The 21,539-nt window shown below is 43.2% G+C and carries 14 protein-coding genes; all 14 read right to left on the bottom strand.

Annotated features, from left to right (window positions below):
- Positions 1-76: 76 nt before the first annotated feature.
- The 14 genes from bglX to leuS all read right to left on the bottom strand — a co-directional run bounded on the left by bglX (position 77) and on the right by leuS (position 21,499).
- A complete protein-coding gene (bglX, locus tag G587_RS0100135) occupies positions 77-2,335 on the bottom strand; it encodes a beta-glucosidase BglX (protein WP_026490561.1) in 2,259 nt (752 codons plus the stop codon).
- Positions 2,336-2,359: 24 nt separating this feature from the next.
- Positions 2,360-3,358: a zinc ribbon domain-containing protein gene (locus G587_RS0100130; RefSeq protein WP_026490560.1), complete on the bottom strand. Its 999-nt coding sequence runs from the start codon at positions 3,356-3,358 to the stop codon at positions 2,360-2,362.
- Between the two features lie 28 nt (positions 3,359-3,386).
- Positions 3,387-5,585, bottom strand: a complete 2,199-nt coding sequence (locus G587_RS0100125) for a glycoside hydrolase family 3 protein (RefSeq protein ID WP_026490559.1) — start codon at positions 5,583-5,585, stop codon at positions 3,387-3,389.
- 137 nt (positions 5,586-5,722) lie between these two features.
- Positions 5,723-7,546 carry a hypothetical protein gene (locus tag G587_RS0100120; protein ID WP_026490558.1) on the bottom strand — a complete coding sequence of 608 codons (1,824 nt, stop codon included), beginning with the start codon at positions 7,544-7,546 and terminating at the stop codon, positions 5,723-5,725.
- A gap of 107 nt (positions 7,547-7,653) precedes the next feature.
- Entirely contained in the window at positions 7,654-8,736 is a 1,083-nt protein-coding gene (locus tag G587_RS0100115; RefSeq protein ID WP_026490557.1) for a hypothetical protein, read from the bottom strand.
- A 47-nt stretch (positions 8,737-8,783) separates the two neighbouring features.
- Positions 8,784-10,241, bottom strand: a complete 1,458-nt coding sequence (locus G587_RS0100110; protein ID WP_026490556.1) for an MBOAT family O-acyltransferase — start codon at positions 10,239-10,241, stop codon at positions 8,784-8,786.
- Entirely contained in the window at positions 10,226-11,050 is an 825-nt protein-coding gene (locus G587_RS0100105) for a hypothetical protein (protein WP_155829393.1), read from the bottom strand. Before G587_RS0100105 ends, G587_RS0100110 begins: the two co-directional genes overlap by 16 nt.
- Complete coding sequence (locus G587_RS0100100) at positions 11,047-12,120, bottom strand: hypothetical protein (RefSeq protein WP_026490554.1); 1,074 nt, start codon at positions 12,118-12,120, stop codon at positions 11,047-11,049. Before G587_RS0100100 ends, G587_RS0100105 begins: the two co-directional genes overlap by 4 nt.
- The gene (locus G587_RS0100095) at positions 12,117-13,328 is read right to left on the bottom strand and encodes an NADP-dependent isocitrate dehydrogenase (protein WP_026490553.1); all 1,212 of its coding nucleotides are present in this window, start codon (positions 13,326-13,328) and stop codon (positions 12,117-12,119) included. Before G587_RS0100095 ends, G587_RS0100100 begins: the two co-directional genes overlap by 4 nt.
- 29 nt (positions 13,329-13,357) lie before the next feature.
- Positions 13,358-14,044, bottom strand: coding sequence for a GntR family transcriptional regulator (locus G587_RS0100090; protein ID WP_026490552.1), 687 nt, complete (start codon positions 14,042-14,044; stop codon positions 13,358-13,360).
- A gap of 46 nt (positions 14,045-14,090) precedes the next feature.
- On the bottom strand, positions 14,091-15,524 hold the full coding sequence (locus G587_RS0100085) for a 2-isopropylmalate synthase (protein WP_026490551.1): 1,434 nt from the start codon (positions 15,522-15,524) through the stop codon (positions 14,091-14,093).
- Positions 15,525-15,768: 244 nt separating this feature from the next.
- Positions 15,769-17,481: a methyl-accepting chemotaxis protein gene (locus tag G587_RS23920; protein ID WP_051200439.1), complete on the bottom strand. Its 1,713-nt coding sequence runs from the start codon at positions 17,479-17,481 to the stop codon at positions 15,769-15,771.
- Positions 17,482-17,826: 345 nt separating this feature from the next.
- Entirely contained in the window at positions 17,827-18,837 is a 1,011-nt protein-coding gene (locus G587_RS0100070) for an Ig-like domain-containing protein (protein ID WP_081679277.1), read from the bottom strand.
- Between the two features lie 244 nt (positions 18,838-19,081).
- Entirely contained in the window at positions 19,082-21,499 is a 2,418-nt protein-coding gene (gene leuS, locus G587_RS0100065) for a leucine--tRNA ligase (protein WP_026490549.1), read from the bottom strand.
- Positions 21,500-21,539 lie beyond the last annotated feature (40 nt).

Genomic DNA, 21,539 nt, shown 5'->3' with positions numbered 1-21,539 from the left:
GTGCCTAAGCACCAACGCCTAAACACACATTAGATTATCATGAAAAAATACATTGGGCAAATAAAAGCCCTAAGTTTTATGCTTCAAGAGTAAAATCAGCTGCGTTGTCGGTTGCAGAATCAAATCCGACAAATACACTGAAATCCCCTTCTTCGCTGTCAAACTTATTCTCAATAGTCCAGAATCTGAGCATCTCCTCTTTGATCTCAAAGCTGACTTCCCTGGATTCACCGGGAAGGAGCCTTACCTTCTCAAAGCCCTTAAGCTCTTTTACTGGGCGGACTCTGCTTCCGGCAAGATCTCTAATATAAAGCTGAACAGTCTGAGTTGCAGCTGCAACACCTGTATTTGTCACCTTTACATTGGCTGTTATCTTATCTGATGAAGTACCTTTACTCAATTTATCCTTTTCAAGCTCTACCTTAGAGATATCAAAACTTGTATAGGTCAGGCCATAGCCAAAGGGATATCTCGCCTCATTAGGGCAATCCAGATATCTGGTAGTAAAGTTTGAAGGTCCAACCTGCGGCTTGGGTCTTCCTGTCATGAAGCAGTTATAGTAAATAGGCTCCTGTCCAACTATGTAAGGGAAGCTCATCGGAAGCTTTCCTGAAGGTGAAAATTCACCTGTGAGCACATCCCATATTCCATGTCCGCCCTCTGTTCCGGGACGCCAGCAGATCATAAGCGCATCTGAAAGCTCCGGTATATGCTCAAGCTCAAGAGGTCTTCCTGTGAAGATAAGAGTTACAAGCTTCTTTGCTATTTTTCTCATCTCATAGAAGAGCTCCATCTGAACATCGGGAAGCATGATATCCGTGCGGCTTGTGGATTCACCTGACTGTCCGATGTCCTCACCGAGGCAAAGCACAACCGTGTCAGCCCATTCAGCAACCGCCTTTGCTTCATCAAGAAGCCTTTCATTATCATCATAAAAGCTGTCGCTGTGGTATTCACTTATTCCAAGAGTAGTGTCATTATCAAGAATTGTACTGCCCTTAGCGACACGTACGATTGTATCCTTAAGAACGCCAAGGCCACCTCCCTGATTCATACCAAGGAAAAGGCTGACATCCTTACTTTCTCCTGCAGCTTCCATGATTGTCACTGTCTTTTCAGGATCAAGTGAAAGTGCCCATGAGCTATGGAGATTCTTCTCTGTTGCATAGGGACCGATAAGTGCTATCTTCTTGTCCTTAAGAGGAAGTGCCTCATCTCTGTTTTCCAAAAGAACAAGCGATTTTCTTACAGCATCCCTTGCAATCTTTCTGCTCTCATCTGAAAAGGTGATCTCCTCATATCTCACCTTAGATGCGCCGTGATAAGGATCCTCGAAAAGTCCAAGATCATTTTTAAGATTAAGAACTCGTAAAACTGCTTCATCAAGGAGCTTGCCATCAACCTTTCCTGAAGAGATAAGCTCCTCAAGATTAGCAGCATAGCTCTCTGTACACATGTCGATGTCGACACCAGCCTCAATTGCAAGCTTTGCAGCTTCCTTTAAATCCTTGGCAAAGCCCCAGGGTACCATCTCTCCGATTGCACCCCAGTCGGAAATAAGAACTCCGTCAAAGTTCATCTCTTTCCTGAGAATATCTCTCATGAGCAACTTGTTACCGGAAGAAGGAATTCCGTTCAGTGTATTGAAGGAGGTCATTACAAGCCTTGCGCCTGCGCCTATTGCCTTATCATAACCCTTAAGGTACTGATCTCTTAACGCATATTCCGAGAGCTCTACGTTGTTATAGTCTCTTCCTGCCTCAGAAGCACCATAAGCTGCAAAGTGCTTAACACAGGCAGCAACATGCTCCTTATCTGCAATATTATCTCCCTGGTAGCCGCGAACCATTGCAGAGGACATCTCACCGTTAAGATACGGATCTTCACCTGTTGACTCCACTACTCGTCCCCATCTTGCATCCCTTACAAGGTCCACCATGGGAGAAAAGGTAACCTGAATACCATCTGCAGCTGCTTCTTTTGCCTGAATCTCAGCACCCTTCCTTGAAACCTCAGGCTCAAAGGTTGCGCCCTGTCCAAGAGGGCAGGGGAAAACTGTATCATGTCCATGGATGACATCAAGCATGAACAAAAGCGGAATATGATGTGGCTGACCTGCCATATACTCATCCTGAATAGCCTTAACCTTCTCAGCACCTCTTATTCCAAGTACACTTCCTGCCATCTTTTTTAATTTGTCGAAGGAAGCCTCATCAGCAATACCTGTCACAGCAAAATCCGATTCAAAGGCAGAGCCCGGGAGCTGTACAAGCTGCATAATTTTCTCTTCAGTCGTCATGTCGTTTAATAAAGCAAGTAAATCTTCTTTTTTCATAATCTTCCTCCAGCGTAATATAGATTAGTCTACTGTAATTCCAAAGTACTCCTTCACAGCCATGTACCATAATCCGAAGGTCTCCTCGTCATACATTGTGGAATTGTACTCTGTTTTTCCGTTATTAAAATAAAACTTTTTGTTGGCAGCATCAGAAACCCAGACATCATCGTTTCCGTATGCGCTTATCTTGTAGGCGTACAAATTGCGGTTATCATTTGGTATACGCACTGCCTTAAGCTCCACTGCCATGTCATGGAACTGATTTGAAACAGTTGAAGCATAGATCATTGATGTAGCAAAGGACTGATCATCCTTATAAAGTGAAGGATCAAGAAGATAAATCGAAAGCAGATCATAATAAAGCTGACGATTTAAGGTTCTGCCCTTTTCAAGCACCCAGCCATCGACGAAATCAGCATATTCTCCGGCAGTAATTCCCTTGTAGATAACTGTATTGGCATTTACGGTTCCTATGGGAACTACATAATCAGCTTCACCATCGTTCGCGTATTTAGCAAAGGTATACTCGGTAAAATTGAGATTTTCATAGCCTGCAAAGGGATCATCCTCGTTTCCGACCTTCACAGTATTCTCTGCTGCAGGTTCATCCGGAGTCACAGGATCAGTATATGTATCAACATCCGCAGAATAGCCGCTTGTGCTTTGACTGTTTTTCGCTACAGAAACCTCATGCAGAGCTCCCATTATAGAAACTGTGCCATATACCACAACTCCAAGAACGGCAACAACCAGGAATGTTACAACCAGTGCTGCGCCCTTATTAGACTTTTTCTTGGTGTAATAAGGCGTCATACCAGATCTTTGTGAACTATATGGATTCTGTGAGCTGTATGTATTCTGAGAGCTATATGTGTTCTGTGAGCTGTATGTGCTCTGGTAATTATATGAACTCTGAGAACTTACCTGGCTCTTTGCCTTGGCCATCGTGACCTGTTTACCGCAGGTCGGACAGTAAACCTGTCCTCCCTGAACCTCTGCCCCACAATTTGTACAAAACATTTCTTCATTCCTCCACTATATAAAAACCTTATCTGTTCCCCACGTATTTATCCCATCTATCGTCTCTTATAGCGCCCTTCCAGTTAAGACCAAATCCGAAGTCATACTTATTTCCTTCTGAATCTGTATATGGCTCATAATCAAAAGGCACATCTTCCGAGTGCTTCTCAATAGTGCTCATGTCCTTAGGAAGCTGCACGGGAAGCATTCCTGAAGGCTCAGCCTTACCGCTTACTATGCTAAGAACAGCTGCTGTTTCAACACCGAAGTTAACAAGAATTGCATCCGCATATTTTTCAAACTCTGCCACGATGCAGGGGTTGTTCATCCTGATAGAAACAATAACAGGCTTATCTCCCATCTGCTCCCTTGCTTTTATAACAAGGTCTAAGTCGCTTTCATTGGCAGCTCTGTTCGCTTTTCCCTTATAGCTTCTGTTATCAGAATCCTCTCTGAAGTCTCCGCCTGCAATGCTTACCTCTCTTGCATCCTCAGCTACATAATTCCTGTACTGAAGTGTTACAGGTCTGTAGCCTGTTTCCTCTGTATAGCCGTCACTTACGGGACTCTCAATGAAGCATATAGCCATATCAGCATCCTTGGGGTCATCCGTCACTTCATAAAAAGCTGCCACATCTTCAGGCTTAGCTCCCGGTAGATCAATGGCCTCAACCATGTTTCTCATAAACCCCTTATGTGCATCTATATGACGTCCGGGAATATAAACCTTTTTCTTTCCGGATACAGGAAGTACGCCGTTATTTTTTACCATAACGATACTACGGAGCTGAGCGTCAAAGCCTTCCTTCATGAATTCATCACAGCCAAGAACCTTGCCACTGTTTTCCGCATCAAGATAAGGATTCTCGAAAAGGCCGCATCTAAAGCTGTTAAGAAGAAGCCTTACAGCGCTCTCCTCAAATCTTTTTCTCATAGCCTCTTCGCCGTGGCGCTCACAGCCAATGCGATAAGCCTCTAAGATAGGCTTAATATCATTATTTCCGCCGAACTGGTCAACACCGTTTTCTATTATGGTAAGGTGCCTCTCAGCTTCAGAAAGCTTTTCAGTTCCATAGCATCTTGAGCCAAAGGAATCAATCTTATCTGAAGGATCCTGTGTGATTCCCCAGTCAGTACAAACGATTCCCTTATAGCCATATTTATCTCTTAAAAGATCGCCAATAATGTATTTACTATAGCTGTTTCCAACATTTTTGCCTGAAGGATCAACTCCCCAGCTCACAGTATAATACGGCATTACAGCTGAAGCCTGCTCTGTTCCGTCGAGCTTAAATGCACCCTCAAGGAAGGGCTTTAAATGCTCTTCAAAATTGTCTCCCGGATAAACAGCATATTTTCCGAATGCATAATGGGCATCTCTTCCTGCTTCGCAGGGACCGCCACCGGGCCAGTGCTTGACCATTGCTGCTACGCTGTCTCTTCCCCAGCCATCGCCGCATTTCTCATCATTCTGCAGGCCTTCACAATATGCCTTTGCATAATCAGTCGCGAGCTTACTGCTCTGACCATAGGTATCAGCAACTCTCATCCATCTGGGCTCTGTGCCAAGATCAATCTGCGGACCAAGCTCAGTTGTTATTCCAAGTGCTCTGTACTCCTTTGCTGCAACCTTTGCAAATTTATTTACAAGCTCGGGAGAAAAAGTAGCTGCAAGTCCAAGTCCAAGGGGCCACTTACTTGTTCCCTTCGCCTCTGTTTTAAATTCTGCAGCAGTGCTTCCTGCTCCGTGCCTCGGATCAGAGCTTGTATTAACAGGAATACCATGGGGCATCTCCTCGCAGAGAGCCTGCATTTCATTGTTCCACTTTGCTGCTACCTCTCCATTTTTTAGCATCATTGCAAGAACATATCTGACATGATCCTCAGTGAGGAATTTCTTTTGCTGATCTGTCAGTTCATAGTCTTCAGCGCCACTCTCCTCAAAGCTCTTACCACCTCTGTAGGTAGCGCCAAACCATGCACCGCTTTCAGCTGGAACTACCTGATGAGCACTGTACATCATAAGACCTGCCATCTCTTCAACGCTTAGTCTTGAAGCCAGATCCTTAGCTCTCTCCTCCGGAGTAAGCCTCCAGTCCTCATAGGGGACAAGCTCACCTGTCCTCTCCAAATCCTTGAAAAAAAGCCCATCCTTTTCAATAACGGGAGCTGTACAAACTCCAAGGGATGGACCGCTTTTATTCTCAATAACCCTAATATCTGCCATACCTTTCTACCTCCAAAATACATTGAACCCAATGCACTAATTTTAGCATATACAGGCAAAATATAGTAATAAAAAACAGCAGAAAACCCTAAGATTTTCTGCCGTTTTATCAGCTTACGCTTTATATTTATTATTGATTACTCTCTGAGCCATCCATAGTTAGTAATGTCGATTGAATCAACGACACCATCCTCGATGTAGATGTAGTAACGGTTAGCTGAATAAGCTGCGTCACTGCTCTGATCGAAAGGAATCTTATAGATCTCAGTTGTTGTTGAGTACTCGTAGTTCTTAATGCCGTTCTTGTTGAGCCACTTAAGAAGATCTGCCTCAGACATACCAGCCTTAAGACCTGCAGGGAACTCCATGTTGTTACCGAAGTGACCATCGGCGTAGGAATTTACGCTTGTAACAATTGTATTCTTAAGGTATGTAGCCTTCTCGTTGTAGTTGAATACTGTTGCTGTGATGTAAAGGTCACCCTTATGTATTGTGATTACATAGCCTTCGCCGGCACCAACTGCATACTCATCCTCAACATCATAATCCCAGCCGTTCTCCTCCATAACTCTGAGCGGAACAGGAAGGTTATAAATCTGACCGTCAACCTGGAAGTTACCGGAGAAGGGATCTGAACCAAGTGTTGTAGGAGCTGTATAGAGATTGAGGTAATCAGGTGCATCTGCACTGATCTCTGCCTGCTCTAAGTCATCGGGCTCTGTCTCATTACGGAAGCTGATGTAATCGCAAATGCCATCCTCGAATGAAACACTTACCTTCTTCTCATAATTGTCATCATTGTGATCCTTGTAATATGTGTAAACATGGCTTATTGATGAATCGTAAATGTCATCGGGCTCACCGCAGATATCCTTAACATCCTGCTCTGTGCTTGAACCGATCTTGATAGAACCTGACTTAATTGTGATATCAGTACCAAGCTTCTTAACATCATTGTCATATAAAGTGATACCTGTAACGTAGCAGTCCTTAGCCTGCTGAGCGTCCATGCTGAAGTTCTTAACATCTACAGAGATGCTGCTCTTTTCACCAACGGGGCAAATAAGATAGTAATAATCTGTGTTGCCTGCACCAAGCATTGTAGTAGCATCAGTATTTGTATCAAATTCCCAGCCATCATCAAGAAGTACGCTGACCTTCATGGGAATCTGGTAATTGTAGCTGCCGATAGCAAATGCGAAGAGGTCATCTGTATTTACTGAAGGTGCCTGGCTGTTAACTGCATCTGTAGGCTGCTCCTGAACAGGCTCCTCTGCGGGCTGTTCTGCAGGCTGCTCCTGAACGGGCTCCTCTGCGGGCTGTTCTGCAGGCTGCTCCTGAACAGGTTCCTCTGTGGGCTGCTCCTGAACGGGCTCCTCCTGAACAGGCTCCTCAACGGGAGTTTCTACAACAGTTTCTTTTTCAGGAAGCTCCTCAGGTGCCTCCTGCTTCTCTATATTAGCTGCGCTGTCCTTGATAAACTGAGTAGCCTTAACTACGCCGAAAATACCAAGTCCGATAAATGCAACAATAATAACGATAAGTACGATGAACGCTACCTTCTTGTTCTGAGCACTCTGCTCCTTTTCAATTGCAGTGGGATCATAGCCCAAAGAAGCATTATCATTCTGAGCCCCAAATGAATTCTGTGCTCCGTATGTGTTCTGAGCACCATAGGTATTCTGATTACCATAGGTGTTTGATGCGCCATAAGGATTCTGCTGTCCAAAATTGTTAGGTGCACCTGACTGTGAAAGAGGCTTTCCTGTAAACGGATCGAATTTGGGTCCTTCAGGAGTAGCCTGGCTGATAGGCTTGCCTGTCAGCGGATCGAATTTAGGTCCCTCTGAGGGAGCCTGCTGGTTAAGGGGTTGCCCTGTTATAGGATCGAATTTAAAACCGCCGTTATCCTGGTTTGTAATCGGCTTTCCTGTAACAGGATCAAATTTGACATCACTCATTTCATTTTCTCCTCTATAATAAATTCATACAAACGCCTTAGATTTTAGCAAATTTTTAACAAACCAACAAGTAAATCATGTCAAATTTTAAGGTTTCAACTTATCAATTATTGCTGATTATTACTATCATTTTCAACTTTCTCAGCAATTATCTCGCCGTGGCGAAGGTATGAGTCATAAGCAGTATCCCCTCTGTGATCAGGAATCACCTCGGTCCCATACAGGTTTTTCAAGGTTTTTCCAAGGTAATCCGTGTATTTATTACTGCCGTTGTAATTAAGATGTGAGCTGCCATCGGATATATCAGAACCACCGGTATAATCAAGGCCAATTTCTTCGAGATGCTTAAACACATAATCAAAGCACACATGGTCATCCCCCGACTCGTTAAGCTCTTTTACATAATTCTCAAGCCAGTTATAACGTGCTGTTTCCTCCTGCTTTAGCCCCTGCTGCTGTTCCACATTTAGCGCATAGGGAACCATTGTTATATAAAGCTGAATGTTGTTCTTCTTCGTATATTCAACGATTTTATCAAGATACTTAACGGATTTTTCAAGAGGTGGCTTGCACTCATCAGTCTCAATGACAGGATCAGGCATGGACTCATTATGAAAATGGGGAACATATCCCTTGTACGCACTAAGGTCATTTCCAAAGGCCGCCTCAAAGTCTTTCTCCTCCAGATCGTTATATCTGTCGTGATAGCCCCAGAATGAGGGAAAATACTTATTCCACAGTTCCTCCTTATTATCAAAGCAGGCATTCATAAGCTGAAGCTTATTAGCAGAAAGCTTCATTCCGTATAAGCTGTCTCCAAGGAAATAATAGTGGAATTTGTAATCCTCCTGAAAGGCTGCAGCGCTGAAAAAATCAAGAACCACAACCTTTGGCTTTTGATATTTACATATCTCCTTAAGATAATGGTAGGACACCCAGAGGGACTGCTCAGCAGACGACAGGTCATACCCTGCAATTCCATAATCACTAAAGAGCTTTGCTGTATTTATGCCACAGTGAACATGGCTGGAGCCAAGCATTACAACATCAATCGTGTCTTTTGGCTGATCGTACAGAGCTCGCATCTGCATGACACCGGCCTCTGTCTTAGTCCGCAATATATTATTAAAAACCCAGAGCGCACTTACAAACACAATAATGCTAAGTGCGGTAGCAATAATTCTTTTCATAAATTCATATCCTCAAACGGGTATTTATCACTAATTCTTATGCTCTATCAGAACTGCGCATATACAAAACTTCTGATCTCCTCACCTGCTCCGTATCTTCCAAAGACAAGAATTACAAGGGCAAGAAATGCAAACATCAGGCCTCTTGAAAAATCTCCCCACTTGGAAGAAATAAGCTCAGGCGGAATAAGCTTTTTCCTGTAGGACACTCCATCCATAAGGGTAAGAAGTGCAATCGACAAGCCTGCAATCCACCACTCTATGGGGCTAAGTCCAAGCATCAGCTTATCCTCAATCTGAAGACCTGCCCTTAAGCCCTCCGCATTCATAAACGGAAGCATACCCTTTATAAATCCAAAGGCATCAGTAAGGGTATCTGCCCTAAAGAAAATCCAGGCAAAGGAAACTATGCAAAAGCTGATTACTCTTCCGACCATTCCCTTAACAAGAAACGCAGCTTTACTCTTTGATAAGCTGTTTGTGATGACGTTCATAATTCCATGGATAAGCCCCCAGATAATGAAGGTAAACCCTGCGCCGTGCCACATTCCGCACACAAGGAAAACAATAAGGATATTAAGAGCCTTTCTTGCACTTCCCTTGCGGTTTCCTCCAAGAGGAATATAGATGTAATTCCTGAAGAAATTACTGAGGGAAATATGCCAGCCACGCCAGAACTTGACGATATTTTCAGTAAAATACGGTGTCCTGAAATTCTGCGTAAGCTCTATGCCAAACATCAGTGAAATGCCAATCACAATATTTGTGTATCCCGCAAAATCGCAGTAAATCTGAATCGTATATAAAAGTGACGTCAGGATAAGCACCAGGCTTCCATACATTTCCTTTTGTTCAAATACCGTATCAACGACGATTCCAACCCTGTCTGCGATAACAAGCTTCATGAAAAGTCCCCAGATAAGAAATGACAGGACTCTTATAAATCTTTCAAAATCAAAAAGCTTTGTTCTTTCACTCTTTTCAAGGTTCTCTATGAAATCTCCCGCTCTCTCGATAGGTCCGCTCATCCATTTGGGAAACCACATCATGTAAAGAGCAAAGCTAATTGGATTCTTTTCAGGAACTATTTTCTTCAGCTTCACATCGGCGATATAGCTTATTGCCTGGAATATATAAAACGAAAGACCGATTGGCATTCCAAGCCGGGTTACCCTCTCAGGCACTGATGCACCTATGAGAGATGCTCCAAAGCTTAAGTATTTCCACCCAAACAAAACAGCAGCAAGTATGATGATTCCACAGGCTGCTGCAGATTTTTCCGCTGCCATATTCTTATTTTTCTGAAAAACAGAAACAAGAAGTCCGCAAATAAATGTGAATAAAGAGATGATCGCCAGGGCAATAATTCCAAGCTCCTTCCCCTGCCAGTAAATGAAGAACACACTGGCAGCCAGAAGAATGTATCTACGAATTTTGCCCGGTGCTATATGAAACAAAAGAAAGGTCAAAAACAAAAAGCAAAAGGTTGTTATTTGAAAGTGCATCTTTCCTCCAACTCACTGTATGTCATCTGGGTGCCCGCCGAATCTCCCCACAGATATTCTGATCTGAAATCATATTCCCCATCAGCTATCATCATATCCCTATCAAAAAAGCGCTTAAAAAGGTCATCACCCATATACTGGTTAAAGGCCTTAAGATAGTCCTCCTCAGAGACAGAATTGCCATTTCCATCCTCGTAGGAGAAGCTATCATCCCCTTTATTAACAACCAGCATTCCAAGCTCACCAGGCTGACCTGTCGCATCATCTATACTGAAAAAATGGCTCTCTATCCTGTTTCTGGCATCAGAAAACTCATATCTGACATAAATATTATGGTTCGGATAAAGCGCAGCATAGGTGCCAGGGTTATAGGTATCCTCGCCCACATCAGCCGCCTCGTAAATAAGCACAGGCTCAGAAATCCCGCCATTTACATAGGTGCAGTAATAGGCAGATTTTCCGATAACATCATGCATTATAAGCTCAGGAATTCTGTCTTCATTGACATCAACAAGTGAGAACCTTGCAAGGTCATCCGATATATCAGAAAAAGCACCTGCGCAGGAATCCTTATATGCGGCAGCTCTCTCCAGAATCCCCTGATTATATTCAGCACTTGCTATTATCTCATCAGGATTAATTTCAACAGGAGTCTCCACAGGAATCGCCTCGGTGATATCCGGAGTCACTTCTTCCTCTTCATTCTTTCTAAACACCAGAAGCCACACAATAAAGATCAGTAAAACAAGCACAAGGCCTGCGATCACAGAAAGAAAGAGCTTAAGTTTTTTATTGCTTTTTCTTCTCATTTCCATTCCCATCCTTCGCCTGCAACTTCAGCCTTTAGTTCCTCTACGTTAACATCCCATGATGAATATTTCTCATCACCTCTGTGGTCAGGCAGAAGCTCCTCACCATATCTTTGCCTCAAATCCTCAGAGAGGTATTTAGCAAACTGAGTGCTTCCGTAATAGTTTAAATGAGAGCTTCCGTCAGCAAAATGACTTCCGCCTTCATAGTCGATTCCAAGGTCTGATATGTGTTTAAAGGTATAGTCAAAGTAGACATTATCTATACCCTCGTTTTTTAGCTCTGAGAGGTAATTTTCAAGCCAGTTATATCTAAGGTCTTCCTCCTGGGTTACGCCCTCCTGCTGACCTACATTAAGCTTGTAGGGAACAATGGTGATATAGAGCTGTATGCCCCGCTCGTTAGTAAAGTCTATTATTTTCTTTAAATACTTTTGGGATTTTTCAGATGGAGCTTTCACATCAGTGGTGTTTGGAGACGGTGTCTCTATGGCCGCTGATTTAAATGACGGCGTGTAGCCTTTAAATGAACTGTAGTCCTTATTCCAGTCTGCAGAAAGGCTGGCCTCATCACTACCCTCCTCACAGCAAAAATAGGAAGGAATAAATTCCTTCCTCAGATCTTCATTACCATCGATGGCTGTCTCGATCATTTGGAGCTTGTTCATGGAAAACTTAAATCCATAAAGAGCTTCCTTCAGGTAATAATATTTGTCGGCATAGCCATCTAAAAATGCAGCAGGAGCAAAGAAATCCAGCACTACTACCTTAGGGCTCTGGTACTTGCATACCTCCTTAAGGTAGTAATATGAAATCCATATCGCCTGCTCGGCAGATGAATAATCATAAGCTGAGATTCCGTAGTCTTCCCACATCTTTGCGGTATTTATACCGTAGTTTACATGACTTGACCCAAGCATAACCACGTCTATGGAATCCTCAGGCTGGCTGTACATAGCAAGCCCCTGCCTGATTCCTCCGTTTGGTCTGTCAGCAATCACCCCTGAGGGAACCTGAACAGAACTGAAAAGACAAGTTATGGTCAAAAGCAAAGCCATTAAACATTTCATTTACACATATCCTCATAAGTTTCTCTGATAGCCTTGATAAACTGCTCAGAGTTAAGCTTCTTAGCGTTAGGATTGCTTGTGATAAGAAGAAGGTCACCTGTCATCTGACCGCCCTCGATGGTAGAAAGTGTAGCCTTTTCCATGTTGTCAGCCCAGTCGATAAGACCCTGGATTCCATCAAGCTCTCCGCGCTTTCTCATAGCACCTGTCCATGCGAAAATTGTAGCTACAGGGTTTGTGGATGTCTCCTCACCCTTAAGGTATTTGTAGTAATGACGCTGAACTGTTCCGTGTGCAGCCTCGTACTCGTAGATTCCCTCAGGAGAAACAAGTACTGATGTCATCATTGCAAGTGAACCGCAGGCTGATGAAACCATATCACTCATTACGTCTCCATCGTAGTTCTTGCAGGCCCAGATGAATCCGCCCTTAGACTTCATTACGCGGGCAACAGCATCATCGATAAGTGTATAGAAATACTCGATTCCTGCTGCATCAAACTTAAGCTTGTAGTCCCTCTCGAAGGTCTCATCAAATATCTCACGGAATCTAGCATCATAGGTCTTGCTGATAGTATCCTTTGTAGCAAACCAGAGATCCTGCTTTGTTGAAAGAGCATATTCAAAGCATGCCTTAGCAAAGCTCTTGATTGAAGCGTCCTTATTGTGAATACCCTGGATGATTCCGGGTCCGTCAAACTCCTGAATGGTCTGTCTGATCTCTTTTCCGTCAGCGCCTGTAAATACGAGCTCAGCCTTTCCTGCTCCGGGAACTGCGATCTCAACATTTTTATAAACATCACCATAAGCGTGACGTGCTAATGTAATAGGCTTCTCCCAGGTCTTAACGTTGGGCTCGATTCCCTTAACAAGGATGGGAGCTCTGAAAACTGTTCCATCGAGCATTGCACGGATAGTGCCGTTAGGGCTCTTCCACATTTTCTTTAGGTCGTACTCCTCAACTCTTGCTGCGTTAGGTGTGATCGTTGCACACTTAACAGCTACGCCGTACTTCTTAGTTGCAACGGCACTGTCTATTGTAACCCTGTCATCAGTCTCATCACGGTATTTGAGTCCAAGGTCATAATACTCACTCTTAAGATCAATATAGGGCTCAATGAGCTCTTCCTTGATCATCTTCCAGAGAATCCTGGTCATCTCATCTCCGTCCATCTCAACAATAGGGGTGGTCATCTGTACTTTTGACATAGCATCTCCTCTCTTTAAGTAAATTTATATTAAGCTTTTTCAAACATTTCCAACAATCCGTTATTTACCATATTATCATAAGCACTACGCATATGCCTATTGGCAATTTCCTCAGCCCTGTCAGCATCCTTGTCACGGATTGCCTCCATGATCTGCCTGTGCTCATCATTGCAGTCCTTACCGCGTTTTCCGGCCAGGGTCTTCTGTCTTATCTGCCATACATACTGGTGATAATCCTTGAGCAGGTGCTCTAACATCTTGGAATCGCAGGATTCATATAATGTTGTATGGAACCTGTTATCAAGCTCTGCCAGCTGATCGAAGTGTCCCTTCTTTTCATGAAAATCTGCCAGATAAACGATTTCCTCAAGGTCCTCCATCTGCTCATGGGTTATATTTTCACAGGCCCACCTTGCACAGAGTCCCTCGAGCTTGGATCTTATCATATAAATATCCCTGATATCCTTGGCACTTATGCCAACGACATAAGCTCCCTTATTAGGAATAATCTGGACAAGGCCCTCCAGCTCAAGCTGCCTTAGTGCTTCTCTCACAGGTGTTCTGCTGACGCCAAGCTCTTCACCTATGGCAACCTCTTTAAGTTCCTCGTGATCTGCATATTTTCCGTTCAGGATGTCTTCACGTATTCTGTTAAATACTCTTCCCCGAAGTGAGTATTTATCTGTAACTTCCGTTTTTAAGTCTTTCTTTTCCATATCTTCTATTGTCTTCCCTCTTATGGATTCCTTCTAAAAAAGATTATCATTTGGAAAGTTCTTTTATAGCTCCGTCTGTCACTTCAATTCCAATGAGCTTTGAAACCTCAGCGATTTTTTTGGTAAGCTCCTCGTCATACATAACAGTTACACGTCCGTTAGCATATTCCTCATCTACCCATTCCTTAAGAACAAGCACAAGCTTTGAGTCTTTTCCGATAGCCTCATCACCCTTTAAGTGATAGTGAACATTGATCCAGTGAGCTATACCTGCAAGTCCTGAAGTGTTTGATACAGCACTTACAGGGGGTCTTCCAAGGAACTTATCCGTATCAAAAATGTTATAGATCTCCTCATTTTTAAGAAGTCCGTCTGCGTGGATACCTGCTCTTGTCACATTGAAATTCTTACCAACAAAGGGTGTCTGCGGCGGGATGTGATATCCAAGCTCCTTCTCGTAGTACTGAGCAAGCTCTGTAATAACCTGTGTATTCATTCCGTTCAGAGTACCCTTAAGCTGAGCATACTCAAATATCATTGCTTCAAGAGGTGTATTACCTGTTCTCTCACCGATACCAAACAGTGATGCGTTAACACCTGAGCAGCCATAGAGCCATGCAGTTGTTGAGTTGCTGACTGCCTTATAGAAGTCGTTGTGTCCATGCCACTCTATAAGCTCACTGGGAACACCTGCGTTAGTATTAAGCGCATAGATGATACCCTGAACACTTCTGGGAATAACCGCACCTGAGAAGTTTACACCATATCCCATGGTATCGCAGGCACGAACCTTGATCGGTATTCCATACTCCTCTCTGAGCTTCATGAGCTCCACACAGAAGGGAACTACAAAGCCATATATATCAGCTCTTGTGATGTCCTCAAGGTGGCATCTGCAAGCAATACCCTCCTCAAGGCAGTCGCGAATAACACTAAGATAGTGCTCAAGAGCCTGTTTTCTTGTCATCTTAAGCTTTAAGAAAATATGATAGTCTGAGCAGCTTACAAGGATACCGGTCTCCTTCATGCCGATTTCCTTAACAAGCTTAAAATCCTCCTTGCTTGCGCGGATCCAGCTTGTAACCTCAGGGAATTCATAGCCTCTCTCCATACATTTATAAACAGCATCTCTGTCCTTTTTGCTATATAAAAAGAACTCACTGGCACGGATCATTCCGTTCGGTCCGCCAAGCTCATGCATCTTATCATAGATGTGGACTATCTGCTCTGTTGAGTAAGGTGCTCTGGACTGCTGTCCGTCTCTGAAGGTTGTATCTGTGATCCAGATGTCCTTAGGCATGTTGTGAGGAACAATTCTATCATTAAATGGAATCTTAGGAACCTCATCATATGGGAACATATTTCTGAAAACATTGGGTTTTTGTACATCGTCAAGAATATACATATGTTCCTCAATTTGTAACAGATTGTTATGTTCATTCATCGTCACCGGTCTGTTCTGGAATGTCTCGTCCTGCATTTTGGTTCCTCCCTTAAAACTGTTTGTTTTGCTATTATATATAATCTTTGCATTATTGTATACAATGATACGAAACATGTCAACGCTTTAATGTGATAAAGTGATAAAAAATCAATAAAAAGATGGCATATGAACAATATGCTCATCTGCCATCTTTTTTTCTTCAAATCAAACGGGAAGTTCTGCTCTCGCTCCGCTCGCCAGAACAACTTCAGCTGACTAAGCTCGAAAAGACCTCGCTAAGTCATCTGAGTTTGAACTGGTTAATCAATCTTGTAAGATCCTCAGACTGTGCTGTCAGCGACTGTGATACATTGCTGGATTCCTGAGCTGTCTCAGAATTACTCTGCACAACAGTAGATATCTGATCGATACCTTCGTTGATCTCTTCCATGCTGGCTGCCTGCTGCTGTGCCATCTCTCCGGTGTCAGCGATCATACCGGTAATCTCTTCAACTGATGCCTGCATCTGCTGAAGTGCTTCTGTGGTCTCAGCCACAACATCATTACCGTTTCTAATCTCTTCCATTGTATCCTGGATAAGCTGGTGAGTATTCTTAGCAGCCTCTGTACTCTGACTTGCAAGTGTACTGATCTCATCAGCAACAACTGCAAAGCCTTTTCCTGATTCACCTGCTCTTGCTGCCTCGATTGAAGCATTAAGCGCAAGGAGCTGTGTCTGCTTGGCAATGGATTCGATTGTATTTGTTACCTGCTCGATCTCGTTTGAAGCCTCTGTGATTCTGACCATAGCATCTGTAACAAGATGCATCTTTCTCGCACTGGCATCTGCATCATCGCGAACCTTGCCGGCCATCTGACGTGATCTCTCAGCTGTCTCGGCCATGGTCTTGGTCTGCTCTGTAACTGTGTTAACAGAAGCTGTAAGCTCCTCAACCGCAGCAGCCTGATCCGTTGCACCCTCTGCAAGGTCTGTGGCGCCTCTGCTCATTCCGCTTGCGCCCTCAGATACATGGTTGGAGGATTCTCTTACATGAGACAGGGTATCTGACAACGAATCTGTGATATTATCTAAAGCTTCGCTGATAGGAGCAAAATCTGCTTTATACAATTCGGGATGAAGTGTTCCCTGTGAAAAATCGCCGTCCGCAACGAGCTTAAGAGTCTCTCTGATATCCGAAACAATCTGCTCTGTTACACCTGTGGATTCACTAAGATCCTTGGCGAGTCTTCCAAGTTCATCCTCTGATTCATAATCAATTTCGATATGAAGGTTTCCTTTTGACATCTCGTCAGCTGCCTTGGAAATTTCTTCAACAGGAATAAGGATAGCCTTTGAGAGTTTTTTCTTAACATCGATGATGTAAAGAAGTACAAGGATAACTATGATCAAAGTGATCGAGCTCATTACGATTCCGAGAATAAGTGCATTCTTATATGCCTTTTCTGCAGATTCTGTAGAAGCGCTTGATACACTCTTGAAATCCTGAACTGCCACATCAAGTGAAGGATATAACGTATCGTTGAAGTAGAAGAATATCTCCTCGGAGGTAGATCCATCATTAAACATATTACCGAGGGTAACTCCGTTCGCTTCAACAGCCTTAAGATCCGAAGATACCTTATTTATGGATGAACTGTCATCCATAACCTTGGCAAGCTTACTGAGGTTTTCATCGAACTCCTCAAACTTACCCATTGCTTTATCAAGCTGTTCCTGCCTGATACCCTCATCTGGTGACGAAAGTGCCCACAGGAATGACTTAGCCAAAGCCTGAATATCAATTCTTATCTCAGCCTGAATCGTATTCATCGTATAATACTTTTTGTATATCGTACGAATAGAAAACAGCGCTGAAACAATTGTAATTGCCAGAATTGCAACAGCAATGCAGAACATCGTAATAATCTGCTTGAAGGTGGAGTTAAATTTTTCCTGAACGCTGAGATTATGAATTCGCTTCTCATCTACGCTCACAAGATTCTTTATACTCATAATTTGCCCCCTATCATAAAAGAAAACCTACCTACACTTAATTTTAGCAAATTATGTGAATAATGCAGTAATATATTAACGATTTTTCAAAAATTTTATATTTATAAATTTTGTAAAATTTTTTAGCAAACAGTCAGTATATCCGCCACAGAATTGATATTTGTCTCAGCCCTGTTGCTCTTTGCTGCAGCCCCTATTGCCACGCTGTGCATTCCTGCCTCAATGGCTGCATCTATCCCTGCATCTGCATCCTATTGATGGTATAGGTGACTACGAAACCTCACATATAGGTGCAAGAGTCAGATGGAGAACCAGTGCCGGTAAATAATTCAAACCTTACCGGTACTATTTCACCTTTATCTTTTGCGATTTTGAAAAATGGCCATAGTATTTCTTTCCTTCATACTTCCTGAATGCTCTTACCTTAACCTTGTAGGTGCCTTTGGGAAGCTTCTTTGCCGTAAAGGATCTCTTTGTAGTCTCTACGATTATCCACTTGCCACTCTTCCTGTACTTTATCTGATATCCACTGGCATCAGTGATCTTCGCATACTTTACCTTAAATTGTCCCTTGCCTCGCTTAAGCTCTGAGATGGTAACCTTTGACGCCTTGACATTCTTCATCTTTTCAAGGCCTGTGGGGCTGCCAACTCTTACTTTTATGGAGCCGATCTCCTGTCCATCCTTATTCTTTGCAATAACACGGCATTTTCCGACCTTAAGTCCATGGACATAAGCTTTTCTATACTTTTTGCTGTCTCTTTCTACAGTAGCGATCTCAGTATTGGTGCTCTCCCAGATTATCTCAGTATTTATTGCATCGGTGGGATATACCTCTCCGGTGATCGTTTCAATTTCGTCAGGCTTTATCTTAATCTCATCATCCTCAAACAGGAGCTGGGTATAATTCTTCTGCCTTACATTCACATGACAGGATGCAGTTTTTCCGTTGGCTGTAGTAACGGTTATATCAGTGCTTCCAATTGCCACGCCCTTTACAAGACCATTACTGTCAACAGTCGCATAAGAGCTCTGACTGCTATTCCAGGTATAGGTTGTAGTAGCTGTGGTCGGTGTAAGTGTCGGTGTAAGTGTAAATGACTCTCCGGGTGAAATATCCCTGGTTGTTATATCCAGAGTAACTCCCTGGGGTTCATTTGCATCAACAGTCACGGCCTCCGTATCCGGTACGGTCACAACCTCAGATCCGTTTCCAGCCCCAGGTTCTGTCTGACCCCCTGGCGTTGTTTCGCCCTCTGCCCTTGTAGCTATAGCCGTATTAAAAAATACCGTAAGCGAAAGACACATGATCATAATTAAGCTGGTAAACATGTTCCGTTGGTTTTGTTTCCTCATAATATTCCCCTCATAAGCTCGCACTGCATGAAAAAAACATGCATCAAAACAACGTATCTATGATATATTCTAACAATCAAAGCCCAAATAATCTCACAATATCCAACTATTTAAGAGTAAATTTATAAACGCATAAAAAAATTTAAACTCCTTTAATAATGTGCAATTCATAACAAAAACCGCTACATGTCCATATCGAGCATGTAGCGGTTTTGAAATTGTATCTTTTATAGGACAGCTGATATTACTTCATAACGATGTTCACGATCTTGCCGGGAACATAGATCTCTTTGATAATATTGCCATCAAATTTGCCTGCAATAGCTTCCTTAGCCTTAGCAAGTACATCATCCTTAGCATCATCCTTGCCAATTGAGATGGTTGCACGAACCTTACCGTTAACCTGAACAGCGATCTCTATTGTGTTCTCTACAGTAAGTGCCTCATCATACTCAGGCCATGTCTGCTGGTAAAGTCTTCCCTCACCACCGATTCTCTGCCAGATCTCCTCTGTGATGTGAGGAGCAACAGGGTTAAGCATTGTGATAAGTGTCTTATACTCAGCCTTGTTTACTGCATTCTTCTTATAGAAATCATTGATAAGTGACATCATAGCAGCAATAGCTGTGTTGTACTTAAGGTTCTCAAAGTCGCTTGAAACCTTCTTAATGGTTCTGTGCATCTCACCCTTAAGATCATCTGAGTACTCATCTCCGTCAACAAGAATATCCTGGAGCTTCCATACTCTCTCAAGGAATCTGCGACAGCCCTTAACGCCGTCCTCAGACCATGAAGCAGCAAGGTCGAACGCACCGATGAACATCTCATAGGTACGAAGTGTATCAGCACCGTAATCCTCTACGATATCATCAGGATTAACAACGTTACCACGGGACTTACTCATCTTCTCGCCGTTCTCACCAAGGATCATTCCGTGGCTTGTTCTCTTCTGATAAGGCTCAGTTGTAGGTACTACGCCCTGATCATAGAGGAACTTGTGCCAGAATCTTGAGTACAGAAGGTGAAGTGTTGTATGCTCCATTCCTCCGTTGTACCAGTCAACGGGAAGCCAGTATTTAAGTGCTTCCTTGCTGGCAAGTGCATCCTTGTTGGTAGGATCTGTATATCTGAGGAAGTACCATGATGATCCTGCCCACTGAGGCATTGTATCTGTCTCTCTCTTTGCAGGTCCACCACAGCAAGGGCATGTTGTGTTAACCCAGTCTGTCATAGCTGCAAGAGGTGATTCACCGTTATCTGTAGGCTCGTAGCTGTCTACCTCAGGAAGGAGCAGCGGAAGCTCTGACTCATCGATCGGAACAAATCCGCACTTCTCACATTCAACGATCGGAATAGGCTCTCCCCAGTATCTCTGACGTGAGAATACCCAGTCACGAAGCTTGTAGTTAACCTGTGCATGACCAATCTTCTTCTCTTCAAGGAAGGAGATCATCTTTTCCTTAGCATCTGCTACTGAAAGGCCATTGATGAAGTCTGAGTTAATAAGTACGCCTGTAGCAACATCTGTAAATGCAGCAGCGTTAACATCAACCTCTTCACCATCCTTGGCAACAACCTGGATGATAGGAAGATCAAACTTCTTAGCAAACTCCCAGTCTCTGTCATCATGAGCAGGAACCGCCATAATAGCACCTGTACCATAGCTCATAAGTACGTAATCTGAAACCCAGATCGGGATCTCTTTTCCGTTAACAGGGTTGATAGCCTTAAGACCATCAATCTCAACACCTGTCTTATCCTTGGCAAGCTCTGAACGCTCGAAGTCTGACTTCTTGGCAGCTGCCTCTCTGTATTCGATAACTGCGTCCCAGTTATTGATTCTGTCCTGATACTTATCAAGGTAAGGATGCTCAGGAGATACAACCATATATGTTGCACCGAAAAGTGTATCGCAACGTGTTGTATAAACTGTAAGGTGATCCTCTGTATCCTTGATTGCAAAGTCTACCTCTGCACCTGTTGAACGTCCGATCCAGTTCTTCTGAGAAACCTTGACTCTCTCAATATAATCAACACCGTCAAGACCATCGATAAGCTTATCAGCATACTCTGTGATCTTGAGCATCCACTCACTCTTAACCTTGCGGACAACCTCAGAACCGCAACGCTCACAAACGCCGTTAACAACCTCCTCGTTTGCAAGACCAACCTTACATGAAGTACACCAGTTAATAGGCATTTCCTTCTTATAAGCAAGTCCGGCCTTGAAGAGCTTTAAGAATATCCACTGAGTCCACTTGTAGTAATCGGGATCAGTTGTATTAATTTCTCTGTTCCAGTCAAAGGAATAACCCAAAGAATGAAGCTGGCTCTTGAACTTCTTAACGTTGTTAGCTGTTACGATCTTAGGATGAATGTGATTCTTGATCGCATAGTTCTCGGTAGGAAGTCCGAAAGCATCCCAGCCCATGGGATAAAGAACGTTATAACCCTGCATTCTGCGCTTACGTGCAACGATATCCAGCGCTGTATACGGACGCGGATGACCTACATGAAGTCCCTGACCTGAAGGATAAGGGAACTCAACAAGTGCATAGTACTTGGGCTTAGAGTAATCATTGCTTGCTGCAAATGCATTCTCATCATCCCAAATCTTTTGCCATTTTTCTTCAACTTCTTTGTGATTATATAACTCTGACATTTGAGATACCTCGTTTTTTTAGAATATAGTTAAGAATTTT

It is taken from the genome of Butyrivibrio sp. XPD2002 (assembly GCF_000423945.1).
Classification (GTDB): Bacteria; Bacillota; Clostridia; order Lachnospirales; family Lachnospiraceae; genus Butyrivibrio.
This window is presented reverse-complemented; position numbering and strand designations above follow the sequence as displayed.